Annotated in this window: 18 protein-coding genes; 10 read left to right on the forward strand and 8 right to left on the reverse strand. The window is 66.5% G+C overall.

Translation table 11 applies throughout. The features are described 5' to 3' along the window. Nucleotides 1–2: 2 nt before the first annotated feature. Together fdhD and K2O51_RS15600 are read left to right on the forward strand one after the other, a co-directional pair. Nucleotides 3–869 carry a formate dehydrogenase accessory sulfurtransferase FdhD gene (gene fdhD / locus K2O51_RS15595; protein ID WP_181184446.1) on the forward strand — a complete coding sequence of 289 codons (867 nt, stop codon included), beginning with the start codon at nt 3–5 and terminating at the stop codon, nt 867–869. After that, nucleotides 866–1,090 carry a formate dehydrogenase subunit delta gene (locus K2O51_RS15600; RefSeq protein ID WP_011296809.1) on the forward strand — a complete coding sequence of 75 codons (225 nt, stop codon included), beginning with the start codon at nt 866–868 and terminating at the stop codon, nt 1,088–1,090. Before fdhD ends, K2O51_RS15600 begins: the two co-directional genes overlap by 4 nt. A 72-nt stretch (nt 1,091–1,162) precedes the next feature. Here K2O51_RS15600 and K2O51_RS15605 read toward each other — a convergent pair whose 3' ends face one another. Then, a complete protein-coding gene (locus tag K2O51_RS15605; protein ID WP_011296810.1) occupies nt 1,163–1,858 on the reverse strand; it encodes a transglycosylase domain-containing protein in 696 nt (231 codons plus the stop codon). 337 nt (nt 1,859–2,195) lie between these two features. Here K2O51_RS15605 and K2O51_RS15610 point away from each other — a divergent pair, with 337 nt between their 5' ends. Continuing rightward, a complete protein-coding gene (locus K2O51_RS15610) occupies nt 2,196–2,462 on the forward strand; it encodes an RNA-binding protein (protein ID WP_011296811.1) in 267 nt (88 codons plus the stop codon). Between the two features lie 62 nt (nt 2,463–2,524). Next, the gene (locus tag K2O51_RS15615; RefSeq protein WP_011296812.1) at nt 2,525–3,355 is read left to right on the forward strand and encodes a tyrosine-protein phosphatase; all 831 of its coding nucleotides are present in this window, start codon (nt 2,525–2,527) and stop codon (nt 3,353–3,355) included. A 24-nt stretch (nt 3,356–3,379) separates the two neighbouring features. On the opposite strand, the gene K2O51_RS15620 is transcribed toward K2O51_RS15615, so the two are convergent. Further along, complete coding sequence (locus tag K2O51_RS15620; RefSeq protein WP_220631318.1) at nt 3,380–4,603, reverse strand: acetate/propionate family kinase; 1,224 nt, start codon at nt 4,601–4,603, stop codon at nt 3,380–3,382. A 34-nt stretch (nt 4,604–4,637) separates the two neighbouring features. Continuing rightward, nucleotides 4,638–5,621: a phosphate acetyltransferase gene (locus K2O51_RS15625; protein ID WP_220631319.1), complete on the reverse strand. Its 984-nt coding sequence runs from the start codon at nt 5,619–5,621 to the stop codon at nt 4,638–4,640. A gap of 292 nt (nt 5,622–5,913) precedes the next feature. Between K2O51_RS15625 and K2O51_RS15630 the strand changes: the two genes are divergently transcribed. From K2O51_RS15630 to K2O51_RS15650, 5 genes are read left to right on the forward strand one after another with little or no spacing between them, the layout of a single operon-like run. After that, entirely contained in the window at nt 5,914–8,289 is a 2,376-nt protein-coding gene (locus K2O51_RS15630; RefSeq protein WP_011296815.1) for a DUF3141 domain-containing protein, read from the forward strand. Between the two features lie 33 nt (nt 8,290–8,322). Further along, nucleotides 8,323–9,102: an enoyl-ACP reductase FabI gene (fabI, locus tag K2O51_RS15635; RefSeq protein ID WP_011296816.1), complete on the forward strand. Its 780-nt coding sequence runs from the start codon at nt 8,323–8,325 to the stop codon at nt 9,100–9,102. Between the two features lie 29 nt (nt 9,103–9,131). Then, complete coding sequence (locus K2O51_RS15640) at nt 9,132–9,410, forward strand: RNA recognition motif domain-containing protein (RefSeq protein WP_220631320.1); 279 nt, start codon at nt 9,132–9,134, stop codon at nt 9,408–9,410. Between the two features lie 52 nt (nt 9,411–9,462). Beyond that, nucleotides 9,463–10,257, forward strand: a complete 795-nt coding sequence (locus tag K2O51_RS15645; RefSeq protein ID WP_041679830.1) for a TOBE domain-containing protein — start codon at nt 9,463–9,465, stop codon at nt 10,255–10,257. Between the two features lie 41 nt (nt 10,258–10,298). Continuing rightward, nucleotides 10,299–10,838 (forward strand): class IV adenylate cyclase, encoded by a 540-nt coding sequence (locus K2O51_RS15650; protein ID WP_011296819.1) that lies wholly within the window; start codon nt 10,299–10,301, stop codon nt 10,836–10,838. Here the strand turns inward: K2O51_RS15650 and K2O51_RS15655 are convergent. From K2O51_RS15655 to K2O51_RS15675, 5 genes are all read right to left on the reverse strand, one after another. Beyond that, nucleotides 10,808–11,530 carry an ATP-binding cassette domain-containing protein gene (locus K2O51_RS15655; RefSeq protein WP_011296820.1) on the reverse strand — a complete coding sequence of 241 codons (723 nt, stop codon included), beginning with the start codon at nt 11,528–11,530 and terminating at the stop codon, nt 10,808–10,810. The two genes, K2O51_RS15650 and K2O51_RS15655, sit on opposite strands and share 31 nt — an antisense overlap. Before the next feature lie 8 nt (nt 11,531–11,538). Beyond that, entirely contained in the window at nt 11,539–12,255 is a 717-nt protein-coding gene (gene modB / locus K2O51_RS15660) for a molybdate ABC transporter permease subunit (protein ID WP_011296821.1), read from the reverse strand. An 18-nt stretch (nt 12,256–12,273) separates the two neighbouring features. Next, the gene (gene modA / locus K2O51_RS15665) at nt 12,274–13,074 is read right to left on the reverse strand and encodes a molybdate ABC transporter substrate-binding protein (protein WP_011296822.1); all 801 of its coding nucleotides are present in this window, start codon (nt 13,072–13,074) and stop codon (nt 12,274–12,276) included. A gap of 218 nt (nt 13,075–13,292) precedes the next feature. Further along, the gene (locus K2O51_RS15670) at nt 13,293–13,487 is read right to left on the reverse strand and encodes a DUF1059 domain-containing protein (protein ID WP_011296823.1); all 195 of its coding nucleotides are present in this window, start codon (nt 13,485–13,487) and stop codon (nt 13,293–13,295) included. Between the two features lie 63 nt (nt 13,488–13,550). Continuing rightward, nucleotides 13,551–14,492 carry a 2-hydroxyacid dehydrogenase gene (locus tag K2O51_RS15675; RefSeq protein ID WP_220631321.1) on the reverse strand — a complete coding sequence of 314 codons (942 nt, stop codon included), beginning with the start codon at nt 14,490–14,492 and terminating at the stop codon, nt 13,551–13,553. Nucleotides 14,493–14,652: 160 nt separating this feature from the next. Between K2O51_RS15675 and K2O51_RS15680 the strand changes: the two genes are divergently transcribed. Then, nucleotides 14,653–15,204 (forward strand): nucleoside 2-deoxyribosyltransferase, encoded by a 552-nt coding sequence (locus K2O51_RS15680; RefSeq protein ID WP_011296825.1) that lies wholly within the window; start codon nt 14,653–14,655, stop codon nt 15,202–15,204. Nucleotides 15,205–15,416 lie beyond the last annotated feature (212 nt).

A 15,416-nucleotide genomic window follows, 5' to 3' on the forward strand; every position in this document is an offset into this window, starting at 1 on the left:
TCATGATGCGCTGCATGAACGGACCGGAACTCGAACCGGTCCAGGAAGCGGATGGCGAACCGGCCACGCACAGCACCTTCGCGGTGAGCCGGTGGCGCCACGGCGAACATGCGCTGAGTCCTGACGAGCTCGCTGAAGAGGTGCCCGTCGCGCTGGAATACAACGGTATCTCCCATGCGGTGATGCTGGCCACGCCGGCTGATCTCGAAGACTTCGCGCTTGGCTTCAGCCTGAGCGAAGGCATTGTCTCCAATGCGCGCGATGTGTACGACATCGAGACCGAGGCGCGCGAACACGGCATTGCCGTGCGTATCGAGATCGCCTCGGAAGCCTTCATGGGTCTCAAGGAGCGGCGCCGATCGCTGGCCGGCCGCACTGGCTGTGGCCTGTGTGGTACGGAATCGCTGGAGCAGGTGATGCGCATGCCTGCGCCGGTGAAGAGTGCAGCGAGCTTCCACACCGACGTGATCCAGGCCGCGTTCGTGCAGCTCCAGTTGCGGCAGGCGCTGCAGCGCGAAACCGGCGCAACGCATGCTGCTGCTTGGCTGCGTGCCGACGGCCATGTCGCGATGGTGCGCGAGGACGTGGGGCGCCACAATGCGCTCGACAAACTTGCCGGTGCGCTCGCGCGCAGCGGCGAGGACATTGCCAGCGGCGCGGTGCTGGTGACCAGCCGCGCGAGCTATGAAATGGTGCTCAAGACTGCGGCCATTGGCGCCGGTGTGCTCGCTGCCGTTTCAGCGCCCACGGCACTGGCCGTGCGGCTCGCCGAGCAGGCCAACATTACGCTGGCCGGCTTCGTCCGCGCGAGTGGCCACGTGGTTTATTCCCATCCCCAACGACTGCAACACGAAGCGAGTCTGGTATGAAGATCGACAACCTGATTACGATGGCCAATCAGATTGGCAGCTTCTTTGAGGCTATGCCGGATCGAGAGGAGGCATTGGCCGATATCGCCGGGCATATCAAGCGGTTTTGGGAGCCCCGGATGCGTCGAGCTCTGCTCGGCCACGTGGATGCCGATGCTGGCACCGGGCTGCTGGAGATCGTGCAGGAGGCGGTGGGGAGGCATCGGGGGGTATTGGAGTAATTGGGATGTTGGTGGGACGTCAGCGGCGCATGCCAAGAGCGATAACCCGCCAAGCCCCAAAAAATCCACCCCCTACTTCAACCTCATCGGCTCCAGCAACGCCCCGTCATACTCGCCCCTGGAAATCTTCCCCAACTCCAGCATCCGATGCAGGATATAAGCCTGCCGCTGCCGCGCCCGCCGCGGATTGACGACAGGGTTATTGGCAGACGGTGCCTTGGGCAACCCCGCAAGCATTGCGCATTCGGCAAGCGTCAACCGCTCAACCGGCTTGCCAAAATAAGTCCGCGCCGCATCGGCAAATCCATACGCCCCTTGCCCAAGGTAGATCTTGTTCATGTAGAGCTCAAGGATCTCATCCTTGCTCATCGCATGTTCGATCCGGTACGACAGCAGCACTTCATACAGCTTGCGGGTGTACGTCTTCTCACGTGACAGGAAGAAGTTGCGCGCGACCTGCATGGTGATGGTCGATGCGCCCTGCGACAGCTCGTCGGACAGATTGGCGACGCCCGCACGGATCACGCCGACGTAGTCGATGCCATCATGCAGGTAGAACCGCTCGTCCTCGATGGCGACCACCGCGTCGGTCAGGTCGCGCGGGAATTCGCGTAGCGGCACGTAGTCGGATGTGCCGCGGAACGCGGTCAGGGCATCGAGCGATGGCAGCTGGCGATTGGCCACGAGCACGGCCACGGTGGCAAGCAGCGCGCCGCCGATCACGGCGAGCACCAGCAGTTTGACAAAGGCGGACCAGAGACTTTTCATGGCGCGTATTGTGCCAGCCCCGCGTGAACAGGTGTCGTGCGCTTGGCATCAGGGGTGCGGCAGCGACCCCGCTTATGACGGAACCGCCGCGTTCGAGCGATCGGAAATTTCGGTCGAGGTTCAACGCTTTTGTCGAGTTGAATCCGGCGCAAATTGCGGCCGCCATGAGCCAGATCAAGATTGCAAGCGATGTGGGGATTCCTCGCGCGTCAGCGGCGTCTTACCTGTAAAGGCGCATGCAGCAAGGCAAACGGCATGCCCCGGGGTCTGGCGCAATGCGGGAAATCTGCAGGTGACGCATGCGCAGGCAGTGATCTGAAATAATTAGGAGTCGATCATGAAGGTTTTGGTGCGTGGTCTACGGCCCGGCGTTGATGCTGCAACCTTGCGCAAGGCGCTGAAGCCGTATGCGGAAGTGCGTGCAGTGGAACTCGTGCGCGAAGGCGATCCGAACCGTCCCTGGGCATGGGTCGACATCGCGGCGGGCGCGCTGGCGGTATGGAAGCTGGTGCATCGCCTTGATGGGCGCTACATTGCCGGCTGCCATTTGCGTTGGTACGTGCCGGCCTATCGCGGCCGCACCACAGCGCCGGCAGCAGCCTGAAGGATCGTCAGGAACGAGGCGCGAACGGACAGCGCCGGAGAAGACAGATAAGAGGACAACAGATGATCAGCCATTGGTTGGCCTGGGCCGGATGCCTGCGGGCATCGCACGCGCCGGGCTTGCACACGGTAGTGCCGTTCGGGCCTGCCGCAAACGGAAGCGAACTCGGATTGGAAAGCATCAGCAACGCACGGGACCTCGGCGGACTCGCCGGAGCCGGCGGCCGCCGCGTTCGGCATGGCCGCCTGTACCGCAGCGGCAATCCCGCGCTCGCGTCGGTCGCCGACATCGAGCGGTTGCAGGGCCTGGCGCTCGATGCCGTCGTGGACTTCCGCTCTCCGGGCGAGAAGTCGGCCGACGAAGCGCCGTTCGGGCAACGTTTCAACTGGATCGCCATGCCGGTGCTCGAAGGCAGCATGGCCATGGACGTGCTGATGCCGCGGCTGCGCGAGAGCACGCCGGAAGACGTCGATGCGTTCATGATCGGCGTCTATCGCGATTTCCCGGTGCGCTACCGGCAGGTGTTCGGTGACTTCATGCGCAATGCGCAGTCGGGCAAGACGCTGCTGTATCACTGCACCGCGGGCAAGGACCGCACGGGCTTCGCGTCGCTGCTGCTGCTCTCGGCGCTGGGTGTGGGGCAGGACGATATCCTCGCCAACTACCTGGAATCGAACCAGCGCAATGCCCGTTTCAACACGCAGGCGCTGGAGCGCATCACGCAATTTGGCATTCGGCCGGAGGTCATGATGCCACTGCTCGAGGTGCGCGCCAGCTACCTCGATGCGTCCGTGCAGGCCATCGAGGCCGAGTACGGCAGCATGAATGGCTTCCTGCGCGACGGGCTGGACGTCGACGTGGAGCAGCTGCGCGCGCACTACCTGGAAGCCTGACGCGCGGCGAGCGCCGCGCCGGCCTTACAGCTTGCCGCTTTCGCGCAGGATGCGCGCGGTGCTCAGCGCGATCATGCCTTCCTCGTCGGTGGGCAGCACCAGCACCGGCACGCGGCTGGCGTCGCTGCTCACGCGCTGGCTGTTGTCGTTGTTGGCCGCGTTGTCCAGGCTGATGCCGAACAGGTCCGTCAGGTGTGCGCAGATGCGTGCGCGCACCGGCGGCGAATTGGCGCCGATGCCGGCGGTGAACACCAGCGTGTCCAGGCCGCCGAGCGTGACGGCCAGCTTGCCGATCTCCTGCGCCGCGCGGTAGGCGTAGAAGTCCACCGCGAGCCGCGCGCGCGGCTCTTCGCTCGCCAGAAGCGCGCGCATGTCGCTGCTGACCCCTGATAGTCCCTTCAGGCCGGAAGCGCCATACAACATCGTCTGGATCGCGTCGGCGGTCATGCCCTGCTGCGCCAGCCACAGCACCGCGCCCGGGTCGATGGAGCCGCAGCGCGTGCCCATCGGCATGCCGTCTAGCGCCGTCAGTCCCATGGTGCTTTCCACGCTGCGGCCATCGCGCATGGCGCACAGGCTTGCGCCGTTGCCCAGGTGGGCCACGATCACGCGGCCCGCGGCGACGTCAGGTGCCACCTGGCCCAGGCGCCGGGCGATGTACTCGTAGGACAGCCCGTGGAAGCCGTAGCGCCGGATGCCCCGCTCGTAGTACTCGTAGGGCAGCGCTATCAACTGGGCAAGCATGTCGTGCCCGGCATGGAAGGCCGTGTCGAAACAGGCGACTTGCAGCAGGTCAGGGGCGGCCTTGCGCACCGCACGGATCGCAGTGAGGTTATGGGGCTGGTGCAGCGGCGCCAGCGGGATCAGCGCCTCGAGGCGCGAGATCACGTCGTCGTCGATGCGCACGGCCTGCGCGAAGTCGCTGCCGCCGTGGACCACGCGGTGGCCGATGGCGACCGGCGGGTTGTCGCGCAGCCCCACGCTCAGCACCAGGCGTATCAGGCGGAAGGCTGCGTCGTGGTCGGCGACCTGCGCGACGGGAAACGATTCGTCGGCGACGACATGGCCATCGGCCATGCTCGCGCGCAGCCGCGGCGCGACGCCGATGCTTTCGATCTGCCCGTGCGCGCTCAGTACGGGGTTGATATCTGCGTTGTCATGCGCGGCTTCCGGCACGGTGTAGACGGAAACCTTGACGCTGGAAGAGCCGGCATTGACGACCAGGATGACGGGATGGGTGGCACTCACGCTCGATGCACTCCGCATAAGGTGGGGGGGCAGCTCAGACCGGTACGGCGGCTTCGGCGCTGCGGCGCGCATGCGCGAGCAGGACCGCGATGGCGCAGCTGCCGATGCGCGCGCGCACGCTGTCGGCGCGGCTGGTCAGGATGATGGGCACGCGAGCCCCCAGCACGATGCCGGCGGCTTCGGCGCCCGCCAGGAAGGTGAGCTGCTTGGCCAGCATGTTGCCGGCTTCGAGGTCGGGTACGAGAAGGATGTCAGGGTCGCCGGCCACTTCCGAGTCAATGCCCTTGGTCACGGCGGCCTCGCGGCTGATGGCGTTGTCGAACGCAAGCGGGCCGTCGAGCAGCGCGCCGGTGATCTGCCCGCGCCGGCTCATCGTGCACAGCGCCGCGGCATCGATCGTCGACGGGATCTTGTCGGTCACGGTTTCCACGGCTGACAGGATGGCCACCTTCGGGCGCTCGACGCCGAGCACGCGCACGAGGTCGATCGCATTGCGGCAAATGTCGGCCTTGTCATTGAGCGTGGGGAAAATGTTCACCGCGGCATCGGTGATGAACAGCGGCTTGTGGTAGCTCGGCACATCCATCGCGAATACGTGCGACAGTCGCCGGCCCGTACGCAGGCCGCTGCCCGAGGCGGTCACTTCGTGCAGCAGTTCATCGGTGTGCAGGCTGCCCTTCATGAGCAGCTCCGCTTCACCATTGCGCACCGCTTCGACCGCCCGCGCGGCGGAGGCATGGCTATGCGGCGTATCGATGATGACGGTATCGCCGAGCGGTAGCCCCTGTTCGGCCGCGACTTCACGGATACGCGCTTGCGGACCGAACAGGATTGGCACGATCAGTCCGAGGCTGGCGGCTTGCATCGCACCGCTCAGCGATGAGGCGTCGCACGGGTGTGCCACGGCAGTGGGAATCGGCGGCAGGCCGGCGCAGCGTGCCAGCAACGTGGCGTACTTGTCGGTGCCGGGGGGGCGGGGCTCGGCAGGCAGAGACAGGGCGGACGAGGCAGCAGTCATGGCGGATTCCGGTCAGGTTGGTCGGCATGTTGCGCTGCGCAAGGCGCATCGGGCCCAGTATAGGCCACGAATCTTTCCTTTCCGTCATTCCGGATGTGCTGAAATGCCCACGCAGCGCTGCAACGAGGTGCGCAAACCGGCTCACGAGCGACACGTTTCCGCGATTGCCATTGGCACGACACGCTGGTAGGCTTGTTTTTGCTGCTTAGCACAACGCGTCACATCCAGATGTTCCCGAAGGACTGTTCCGGCACGCGTGGCGCGTCCGCCGACACCAATCAGGGGAAGTGGAATGTCAGCTAGCGAATCCACCGGCACGCCGGGCACGCAGTCCGGCCAGCCTGAATCCAACGGTGCACTGGCGCAGTTCGGCGCCTTCGCCCCGTTCTTTGCGTGGCCATGGGCCGCCGTCGAATACGGCGTCGATGCGTGGCAGCGCTCCATCCTGCTGCAGGACATCCTGCGCCAGCGCGGCAATGAATCCACCGAGCACGAGCGTGAAGGCATGCCGCCCGTGCTCGTGTTCGAGCACGAGACGCTCGCTGACGCGCGCACGCTGCCCGAGCCGGTCAACTACGCGCTGCTGCGCATCATCCCGCCCGCCGACATGCCGACCGATCCGGCCAAGCGGCCGTTCGTCGTCATCGACCCGCGCGCTGGACATGGTCCGGGCATTGGCGGCTTCAAGGCGGACAGCGAAATCGGCATCGCGCTGCGCATGGGGCACCCGTGCTACTTCATCACGTTCTTCCGCGACCCATGTCCGGGCCAGACCATCGAGGCCGTCGCGCGCGCCGAGGCCGGCTTCATGAAGATCATCAACGAACGCCACCCTGACGCACCCGGCAAACCGTTCGTGGTCGGCAACTGCCAGGCGGGCTGGGCGCTGATGATCCTCGCGGCGGTGGCACCGGACGCCGTCGGCCCGCTGCTGGTGGCCGGCGCGCCGCTGTCGTACTGGGCGGGCGTGCGCGGCACCAACCCGATGCGCTACAGCGGCGGCCTGCTTGGCGGCTCCTGGCTCGCCTCGCTGACGGCGGACCTGGGCAATGGCCGCTTCGACGGCGCATGGCTCGTGCAGAACTTCGAGCAGCTCAATCCTTCAAACACGCTGTGGGGCAAGCTCTACAACGTCTACGCGAAGGCCGATACGGAAGGTCCGCGCTTCCTCGAGTTCGAGCGATGGTGGGGCGGCCACTTCCTGATGAACCGCGCCGAGATCGACTGGATCGTGCAGAACCTGTTCGTCGGCAACCGCCTCACCGCAGGGCAGGTGCGCAGCGCCGACGGCAAGACGGTGGTGGACCTGCGCAACATCCGCTCGCCGATCGTCGTGTTCGCGTCGTGGGGGGACAACATCACGCCGCCGCAGCAGGCGCTGAACTGGATTCCCGACCTCTACGCGACGGACGAGGAACTGGTGGCCAATGACCAGGTCATCGTGTACTGCCTGCATCCGACCGTCGGGCACCTCGGCATTTTTGTTTCGGCTGGCGTGGCCAACCGCGAGCACAGCGAACTGTTTTGCGCGCTCGATCTTATCGACGTGCTGCCGCCGGGCCTGTACGAGGCGAAGATCGAGGACATCGCGCCGGGTACGCCGCATCGCGACCTCATCGAAGGACGCTACATGGTGCGCTTCGAGCGCCGCAAGATTGCCGACATCCTCGCACTGGACGATGGTCGCGAAGATGAGCGTCCGTTCGAGGTGGTGCGCCGGATTTCGGAAGTCAACCAGCATCTCTACGACACCTTCGCGTCGCCAGTGGTGCGTGCCTCAACGACCGAGCTCACCGCCGAGGCCGCGCGCGCCGTTCACCCGTCGCGCCTGGAGCGCTCGCTCGCCACCGACAACAATCCGTGGATGGCGTGGATCCGCGCACTGGCGCCGATGGTGCGCGAGCACCGGCAGCCGGTCGCGCAGGACAATCCGTTCCTGACAATGGAGCGCGCGGTGTCGGCGCAGATTATCAGCGCCCTGGACCAGTACCGCGATGCGCGCGATGCCTGGTATGAACTCGCGTTCGAAACCCTTTACCAGTCGCCGATGATGGCGGCGCTGGTGGGCATGCAGGCGCAGGCGCCAGTCAACCTGGAATCGCCGGTGACGGTGCAGTTGCGCAAGGAACTGGCACAGCGCCGACTGAGCGACGCCCAGGCGGCCACGGAACAGGGCGGTATGCGCGAAGCTTTCGTGCGGATCCTGGCCTACGTGGCTGACGCCAACGCGGCGATCGAGGAGCGACCGTTCAACCTGCTGCGCCAGATGGCGCGCGAACAGCCGGAAGGGCGCGGCCGCCTGACGCTGGCCGAGTTCAAGTCACTCGTGCGGCAGCAGACCTCCATCGTGCAGCTTGACCGCCAGCGCGCGCTCCGTGCGCTGCCGCAACTCGTACCGGACGAGGACGAGCGGCGCAGGCTGATGGTGGCCGCGCATCGCGTACTGACCGTGATCGCACCATTGGAGGGTGAACGCCTGGCGCGCTACCGCGAAGTGGCCGACATGCTTGGCACCGACCACGCGCATGGCGGGCCACAGCCGATCGAGCCGGCGGTCGCGCCAGGGGCTTCGGCGGCAAAGTCCGGCAACGGACGCGCGCGGGTAACGCGTCCCGAAGCAAGCAACACGCAGACGACCGGCAAGCGCAACGCCGGTCCGCGCACTTAGCCATCACTGACTGAAGCCTTCCGGGAGTTCGCCATGGTGCAAGTATCGAGTCCGCCGCTGGCCGGCGCGCGTGTGCTGATCGTCGGCGTCGCCAATGCCGATTCGATTGCCTGGGGATGTGCGCGCGCATTCCGCGAACTGGGCGCGGAGATCGCGCTGACGTATCTCAACGACAAGGCCCATCCCCACGTCGCGCCACTGGCCGAAGCGGTGCAGGCGCCGATCCTGATGCCGCTCAATGTCGAGGACGACACGCAGATGGACGCGCTGTTCGCACGCATTGCCAGCGACTGGGGCCGGCTCGATGCCGTCGTGCACTCGGTCGCGTTTGCCCCGAAGGAAGACCTGCAGGGCGGGCTGATCAACTCGTCCGCGGCAGGCTTCGCGCGTGCGATGGATATCTCGTGCCACTCGTTCATCCGCATGGCGCGGCGCGCGGTGCCGCTGATGACCCAAGGCGGCACGCTGTTCGCCATGAGCTATGAGGGCGCGAACCGCGTGGTGCCCAACTACGACCTGATGGGGCCGGTCAAGGCCGCGCTGGAAGCGAGCTGCCGCTATCTCGCGCACGAACTCGGGCCGCGAGGTATCCGCGTGCATGCGATTTCGCCGGGACCGCTCAAGACGCGCGCGGCATCGGGCCTGAAGGACTTTGACCTGATGCTTGCCGAGGCCGCGGGACGTGCGCCGCTCGGCGAACTGGTCGACATCATGGACGTCGGCTTCGCGACGGCCTACCTGGCCACACCGTATGCACGGCGCATCTCCGGCAACACGATGTACGTGGATGGCGGCGTGCACATCATGGCCTGACGCGCGTAGGTTCGAGGGCCACGAAAGCCATGCAGATACCGATCCGCGGCCTGCACCGCGACGTGACCGAAGCGATGCTGCGCGACATGCTCGCGCGGCATGCGCCGGTCAACGCCGTGGAGATCGTGCGCGATGGCGATCCCGAGCGTCCGTGGGCGTGGGTGGACCTGGCGGTCGACCGTTTCACGGCGTGGAGCCTGATGCGGCAGATGGACCGGCAGGTCTTTGCCGGCGGACGCATGCACTGGTACATCCCCGTGCATCAGGAGCCCGAAGGACGGCTTGGCGGCGCAAAGCGATTACCATAGCCGCATTCCGACTCTGTCGCGCCGCCATCGCAAAGGCGGCGCCATTCACGCCATGCTTGAACTCCAGGGGGCCATCTGGTTCCGCGCCGGCTCGCAGGACTGGGGCGGCAAGGACCGCATCGCGCTGCTGGCCGCCATTGGCGAGCAGGGCTCGATCACGGCCGCCGCGCGCGCCGTAGGCATCAGCTACAAGGCCGCGTGGGATGCCATCGACGCCATGAACAACAGCGCGGGCGAAGCGCTCGTGGTGCGCGCCGCCGGCGGCAAGGGCGGCGGCGGCACGCGACTGACCGAGCGCGCCGAGCAGTTGATCCGGACCTATCGTGCGCTCGAGGAAGAACACCGGCGCTTCGTCGCGCATCTCGGCCGCCTTGGCGATGCCGCCGCGGAAGACCTTAACGTGATGAGGCGTTTCATGATCCGTACCAGTGCGCGCAACAAGCTTTTCGGCAAGGTGGAAAGCGTCCGCGGCGGCGCGGTCAATGACGAGGTGGTGCTGGCCTTGCCGGGCGGGCAGACCATCGTGTCGACGATCACGCACGAGAGTGTCGAGACGCTGGAACTGCAGCCCGGCGTCGAGGCGTTCGCGCTGGTGAAGGCGTCCTCCGTCCTGATCGGCCTGCCCGACCCGGGCCTGCGTCTGTCCGCGCGCAACCAGTTGCCCGGCGTGGTGTCGCGTGTCGTGCCGGGCGCGGTCAATGCCGAAGTCGTGCTGGACCTCGACGGCGGTGGCAGTGTCGCGGCCATCGTCACCAATGAAAGCGTGCAGACGCTGGCGCTTACGCCAGGCGTGCACGCGCTCGCGATCTTCAAGGCATCTGCCGTGATCCTCGGCGTGGTCGGGTAGGCTGCGCTGAGCGTCCGTCATTCCCGTTACGCAGATAACCCATGGCAAGAAACGTAGAAATCAAGGCACGCCTGGACAGCATTGGCGCCATCGAATCACGCGTCGCCGCGCTGGCAAACAGCGGTCCCGAACGGATCGAGCAGGACGACACCTTTTTCCCGTGCTCCAACGGCCGGCTCAAGCTCCGCGCGTTCGGGCCGGATCGCGGCCAGCTGATCTTCTATGCGCGTGCCGACCAGGCCGGTCCCAAGGAAAGCTTCTACATCCTGTCGCCGACGGCATCGCCCGATACGCTGCGTGCGGCACTGGCGGCTGCGCAAGGCGAAGTGGGACGCGTGCGCAAGCTGCGCACGCTGTACCTGGTGGGCCGCACGCGCGTGCATCTGGATCGCGTGGAAGGGCTGGGCGATTTCCTCGAGCTCGAAGTCGTGCTGGCCGACGACGAAAGCGTCGCGGCCGGCGTGGCCGAGGCGCATGGCCTGCTCGAACGGCTCGGGGTAGAAGCGGGCGCCCTGATCGAGGGCGCCTATGTGGACCTGCTGCGCGCGGTTCAGACCACGCCGGCTCGCAGCGGGGCGTAGACGGGCGGATGCTGGCGCGTGTTGCCACTGCCGTAGATCCTGCCTTCGCGAATCTCCAGCACGTGCTCGCCAAGGGCCTCCACATCGGCCGGATCATGCGAGATCACGAGCATCGGCACGTCCAGGCTGGCTTGCAGCGCGCGCAATTCCTCGCGCATGCGGATGCGCAGGGCCGGGTCCAGCGCGGAGAACGGTTCGTCGAGCAACACGATATCGGGCTGCGCGACCAGCGCGCGCGCGAGTGCCACGCGCTGTTTCTGTCCGCCTGAAATCTCGGCCGGGTAGTTTCCGACGATCTCGCGCAGGCCGAAGGCTTCGATCCACCGCTGCGCTTCCGGATGGGTGCCGCCGCGGCGCGGATTGCGCCAGCCCTTCGCGAGACCGAACGCGATATTCTGGCCCACGGTCAGGTGCGGGAACAGCGCGTATTCCTGGAACAGGTAAGCCACGCGGCGTTCCTGCGGACGCACGTTGATGCCGGCGTCGGCATCGAACAGCGTGCGGCCGTTGAGCACGATGCGGCCCGCGTCGGGCATCAGCAGCCCGGCGATCGCGCGCAGCGTCAGGCTCTTGCCCGCGCCGGATGGCCCGAACAGCGCAATGCGCCGGCTGTCCGAATCGAAGGCGATGTCGAGCGCGAACTGGCGGTCGGAAGAGACCATGCGCTTGCGGATGCTGACTTGCATGCCCATGGCGTGCCTCACTGGACCGGGCGCGTGCGCCGCAGGCGTCCGCGCTCGTAGATTTCCGCCGGGTTGCGCGCTGTGGCCGGCACCAGCCGTCCGGCCACCACCAGCAGCACGATGCACGTGACCGAGGTCACCAGCACCAGCAGGTTAGCGGTGTTGTCGTCGCCGGCCTGCACGGCTTCGTAGATCGCGACGGATAGCGTCTGCGTGCGTCCGGGCAGGTTGCCGGCGATCATCAGCGTGGCACCGAACTCACCGAGCGCGCGCGCAAATGCGAGCAGCACGCCGGCCCCGATGCCGCGCGCGGCCAGCGGCAGTGTCACGCGGAAGAAGATGCCGGCTTCCGGCACGCCCAGCACGCGTGCCGCGTTCTCGAGCTGGTGGTCCACACCTTCAAACGCAGCGCGGGCCGATTTCAGCACCAGCGGAAACGCAACGATGGTCGAGGCCAGCACCGCGCCCTGCCACGTGAACACCAACTCGATGCCAAGTTTGACGAGCCACTCGCCAAACACGCCGCGGCGGCCCACCAGTACCAGCAGGTAGTAGCCGAGCACCGTCGGCGGCAGCACCAGCGGCAGGGTCAGCACCGCATCGACGACATCGCGTGCCGGCGAACGCCAGCGCGCCAGCGCGTAGGCCGCCGCCACGCCGAGCACGGCATTGAGCGCGGTAGCCCAGCCCGCGACCTTCAGCGACAGCAGCAGTGGTACCCAGACAGCGTCCATGGCTTGCGGCGATTCCGGTCAGGGCTTCTGAAAGCCGTAGCGCGCCAGGATGGCCTGGCCTTCGGCCGACATCACATAGCTGACGAAGGCTGTCGCCTGCGCGTTCTGTTTGGTCACGCTGGTTACGGCAATGGGGTAAGTCACCGGCGTGCGGCTCGGCACGCGCACGGCTACCTTGACCTTGTCGGGCATGACCGCCGCATCGGTGGCGAACACGAAGCCGGCCTCAACCTCGCCGCGTGCCACGTAGTCCAGGCTCTGGCGCACGTTCTGCGCGAGCACGCCCTTGGCGGAAACCGCGTTCCACTGGCCGGCGGCTTCCAGCGCGCTCTTGGTGTAGCGGCCAACCGGCACGGAAGCCGGGTTGCCGAAGGCGACGCGCTTCACCTCGGGTTTGGTCAGGTCCTGCAGCGAGCCGAGGTTGAGCTTGCTGTCTTGCGGCACGATCATCACGATCTGGTTGGCGGCGAAGTCGCGGCGCGTCGCCGGGACCACGACCTTCTCGGCCTGGGCTTTGTTCATGGCCTCCTGGTCCGCCGAGGCAAACACGTCGGCCGGCGCGCCCTTGACGATCTGCTGCATCAGCACGTCCGATGCGCCGAAGTTCAGCACGACCTTGGTCTCCGGATGCGCCTTCTCGTACGACTCGGCCAGGGTCTTGAACGCATTGGTCAGGCTTGCGGCTGCCGATACCACGAGGTCCGCGCCAAAGGCAGGCGGTGCGGCCAGCGCCAGGGCGGCCAGCGCGGCGCTGGCGACATGAACGGCACGGCGCCGAAAAGCCCAGCCCGGCGAACGGTCGGTGCGGGAGGTGTGCATGGAAAGATTCCTGGGAGACACGCGCGTGCGCGCATGGCCTGGGGTGTACTGTCAGGCGCAATATAAGGCTGTATATAGCGAGGCGTCAATGTTGCGCCATCACGGCCAGTATGGGTATTGGCAAAGGCACAAGGCGGGTATCACGCGCGGCGAATGCCGCACAGGACGGAATTGCAGGGCAGGGACATGGCGCGCCGGAACTGGCGCGCCAGACGGGTTCAAGCAGGCGGAGCGCCGTCCTTGAACATGGTTTTCAGCTGCGCGCGCAGCTCAGGCGTGTCCTGATGCTGGTGCACGGCCACGGCATGCTGGACCGCGGCTTCGAGCAGTTCGTCTTCGCTGTCGGCGCTAAGCGCGACCGTACAGTTTGTGTCGCTCGGGTAGTCGCGGCAATCGACATACTTGCGTCCCATATCGCCTCCTGACGCCGGCCTGGTAACCGGCGTTTTCCAGTATAGGGCGCAGGTTAGCGTCGGTTACAGGACCGGAGTGAGCACCTTGCCGGTGTCCAGGAACGCTTCCAGATTCTGGAGCGTAAGGGCAGTCATGGCAGCGCGCGTTTCATGGGTGCCGCTGGCCATGTGCGGTGCCAGCACGACATTGTCGAGCGCCAGCAGCGCGGGCGGGACATTGGGTTCGTCGCGGAACACGTCGAGTCCCGCGCCGCCGAGCCGGCCTTCAACCAGCGCCTCGACCATCGCGGCCTCGTCGATCACGCTGCCGCGCGACACGTTGACCAGGATGCCCTTGGGACCCAGCGCGTCGATGACCTCGCGCGAGACCAGTCCGGCAGTTTCCGGGCCGCCGACAACGGCCACCACGAGGAAGTCGGACCATGCCGCCAGCGCTTTCAGGTCGCCTTCGAAGCGCCACGGCGCACCGTCGCGCGGGCGGCGGTTGTGGTACGCGATCTCCATGTCGAAGCCGCTGGCCCGGCGCGCCACGATCTCGCCGATTCGACCCAGGCCCAGGATGCCGAGCTTCTTGCCGGACACCCTCGTGGTCAGCGGAAAGCCGCCTTGCGGCCAGCGCTGCGCACGCACGAAGCGGTCGCCATGCGCAATGCCGCGCGCCGCGTCGATCAGCAGCCCGAAGGCCAGGTCGGCCACGCAGTCGTTGAGCACATCGGGCGTATTGCTGACCTGGATGCCGCGTGCGCGTGCCGCATCCAGTGCGATGGAGTCATAGCCCACGCCGAAACTGACAATGGCCTCGAGCTTCGGCAGCGCACCGATCAGTGCCGCCGTGCAGCCATGGCGCGCGGACGTCACCACCACGCGCACCTCGCCGCCGTGCTCGCGCGCCCACGCCAGCGGATCAGCCTGCTGCCACAGCGCGGCCGCGCTGAAGCGTTCCTGCAGCGTGGAATTGGTCTGCGGCGCGAGCGGGCCGACCTGAAGGATCTGGATAGCGGACATGAAACGTGTGGAGAGCGGAAGCGATGAATGGAGAGGCGCGGGCTGTATGCCCAGGCCGGCAATAGTAGCGCAGCCCCCACGATCTTGCCGGCCACTGCCGTGCGCGCTGCGTTATGCTGGCAATCGTGCCGATCCACCGCCGCGCATATGCGCCCATGCCATGAAGACCCTCTACCTGGCCGGTTTCGATGTGTTCCGCGAAGATGCCCTCGACCGGGGCAGGAAGCTCAAGGCGCTGTGCGCCGAGTACGGCTTTGAAGGGCTGTATCCGCTCGACAAGCAGGTGCCGGCGGGCCTGCAAGGGCCCGACGCCGCGCGCTGGATCTACGACGCCAACATCGCGCTGCTGCGCCGCGCCGACATGGTCATGGCCAATCTCGACGACTTTCGCGGGCTGGGCGAGCCGGACTCAGGCACGGTCTTCGAGGTCGGGTTTGCCGTGGCGCTGCAGAAGCCGGTATGGGGTTATTTTGCTGACGCCGGGACGCTGTGCGAACGGGTGGGAGTGGATACGGATGACGAAGGTCGCGCGCGCGATGCAAAGGGTTTCCTCGTCGAAGATTTCGGCTTGCCGAAAAACCTGATGCTCGCGTGTCCGGTCAGACTGGTGCGCGGTGGGCCGCTGGAATGCCTGCAGGCGATGGTCGATGGTGAGCGGCGGCGCGCCGTGCGACGGGAGCGGGAGGCGGGGTTTTGGGATGGGGATGATTGAGGTGTTTGGGGGGGGCGTGCTTGGCATGCGCCGCTGTTTCGCCGGCGTAGCCGGCGACCTACTTTTACCCGAGCGGTAAAAGTAGGCAAAAGCGCGTTTACGGCTTGCCCCAAAGGGGCGAATTTTTATCGTAGTGTGCCAGGGGTGTTGTACGGGTATGGGCTTCAGAGTCCGTCAGGCTGCCTGCCGCGTGGGGCACGACCGTGGTCGGG

This window comes from Cupriavidus pinatubonensis (assembly GCF_019602855.1).
Lineage (GTDB): Bacteria > Pseudomonadota > Gammaproteobacteria > Burkholderiales > Burkholderiaceae > Cupriavidus > Cupriavidus pinatubonensis.

Coding starts and splice junctions, on each gene's coding strand:
- fdhD (WP_181184446.1), top strand. CDS start 3: ATGATGCGCTGCATGAACGGACCGGAACTCGAACCGGTCCAGGAAGCG.
- K2O51_RS15600 (WP_011296809.1), top strand. CDS start 866: ATGAAGATCGACAACCTGATTACGATGGCCAATCAGATTGGCAGCTTC.
- K2O51_RS15605 (WP_011296810.1), bottom strand. CDS start 1,858: ATGAAAAGTCTCTGGTCCGCCTTTGTCAAACTGCTGGTGCTCGCCGTG.
- K2O51_RS15610 (WP_011296811.1), top strand. CDS start 2,196: ATGAAGGTTTTGGTGCGTGGTCTACGGCCCGGCGTTGATGCTGCAACC.
- K2O51_RS15615 (WP_011296812.1), top strand. CDS start 2,525: ATGATCAGCCATTGGTTGGCCTGGGCCGGATGCCTGCGGGCATCGCAC.
- K2O51_RS15625 (WP_220631319.1), bottom strand. CDS start 5,621: ATGACTGCTGCCTCGTCCGCCCTGTCTCTGCCTGCCGAGCCCCGCCCC.
- K2O51_RS15630 (WP_011296815.1), top strand. CDS start 5,914: ATGTCAGCTAGCGAATCCACCGGCACGCCGGGCACGCAGTCCGGCCAG.
- fabI (WP_011296816.1), top strand. CDS start 8,323: ATGGTGCAAGTATCGAGTCCGCCGCTGGCCGGCGCGCGTGTGCTGATC.
- K2O51_RS15640 (WP_220631320.1), top strand. CDS start 9,132: ATGCAGATACCGATCCGCGGCCTGCACCGCGACGTGACCGAAGCGATG.
- K2O51_RS15645 (WP_041679830.1), top strand. CDS start 9,463: ATGCTTGAACTCCAGGGGGCCATCTGGTTCCGCGCCGGCTCGCAGGAC.
- K2O51_RS15650 (WP_011296819.1), top strand. CDS start 10,299: ATGGCAAGAAACGTAGAAATCAAGGCACGCCTGGACAGCATTGGCGCC.
- K2O51_RS15655 (WP_011296820.1), bottom strand. CDS start 11,530: ATGGGCATGCAAGTCAGCATCCGCAAGCGCATGGTCTCTTCCGACCGC.
- modB (WP_011296821.1), bottom strand. CDS start 12,255: ATGGACGCTGTCTGGGTACCACTGCTGCTGTCGCTGAAGGTCGCGGGC.
- modA (WP_011296822.1), bottom strand. CDS start 13,074: ATGCACACCTCCCGCACCGACCGTTCGCCGGGCTGGGCTTTTCGGCGC.
- K2O51_RS15670 (WP_011296823.1), bottom strand. CDS start 13,487: ATGGGACGCAAGTATGTCGATTGCCGCGACTACCCGAGCGACACAAAC.
- K2O51_RS15675 (WP_220631321.1), bottom strand. CDS start 14,492: ATGTCCGCTATCCAGATCCTTCAGGTCGGCCCGCTCGCGCCGCAGACC.
- K2O51_RS15680 (WP_011296825.1), top strand. CDS start 14,653: ATGAAGACCCTCTACCTGGCCGGTTTCGATGTGTTCCGCGAAGATGCC.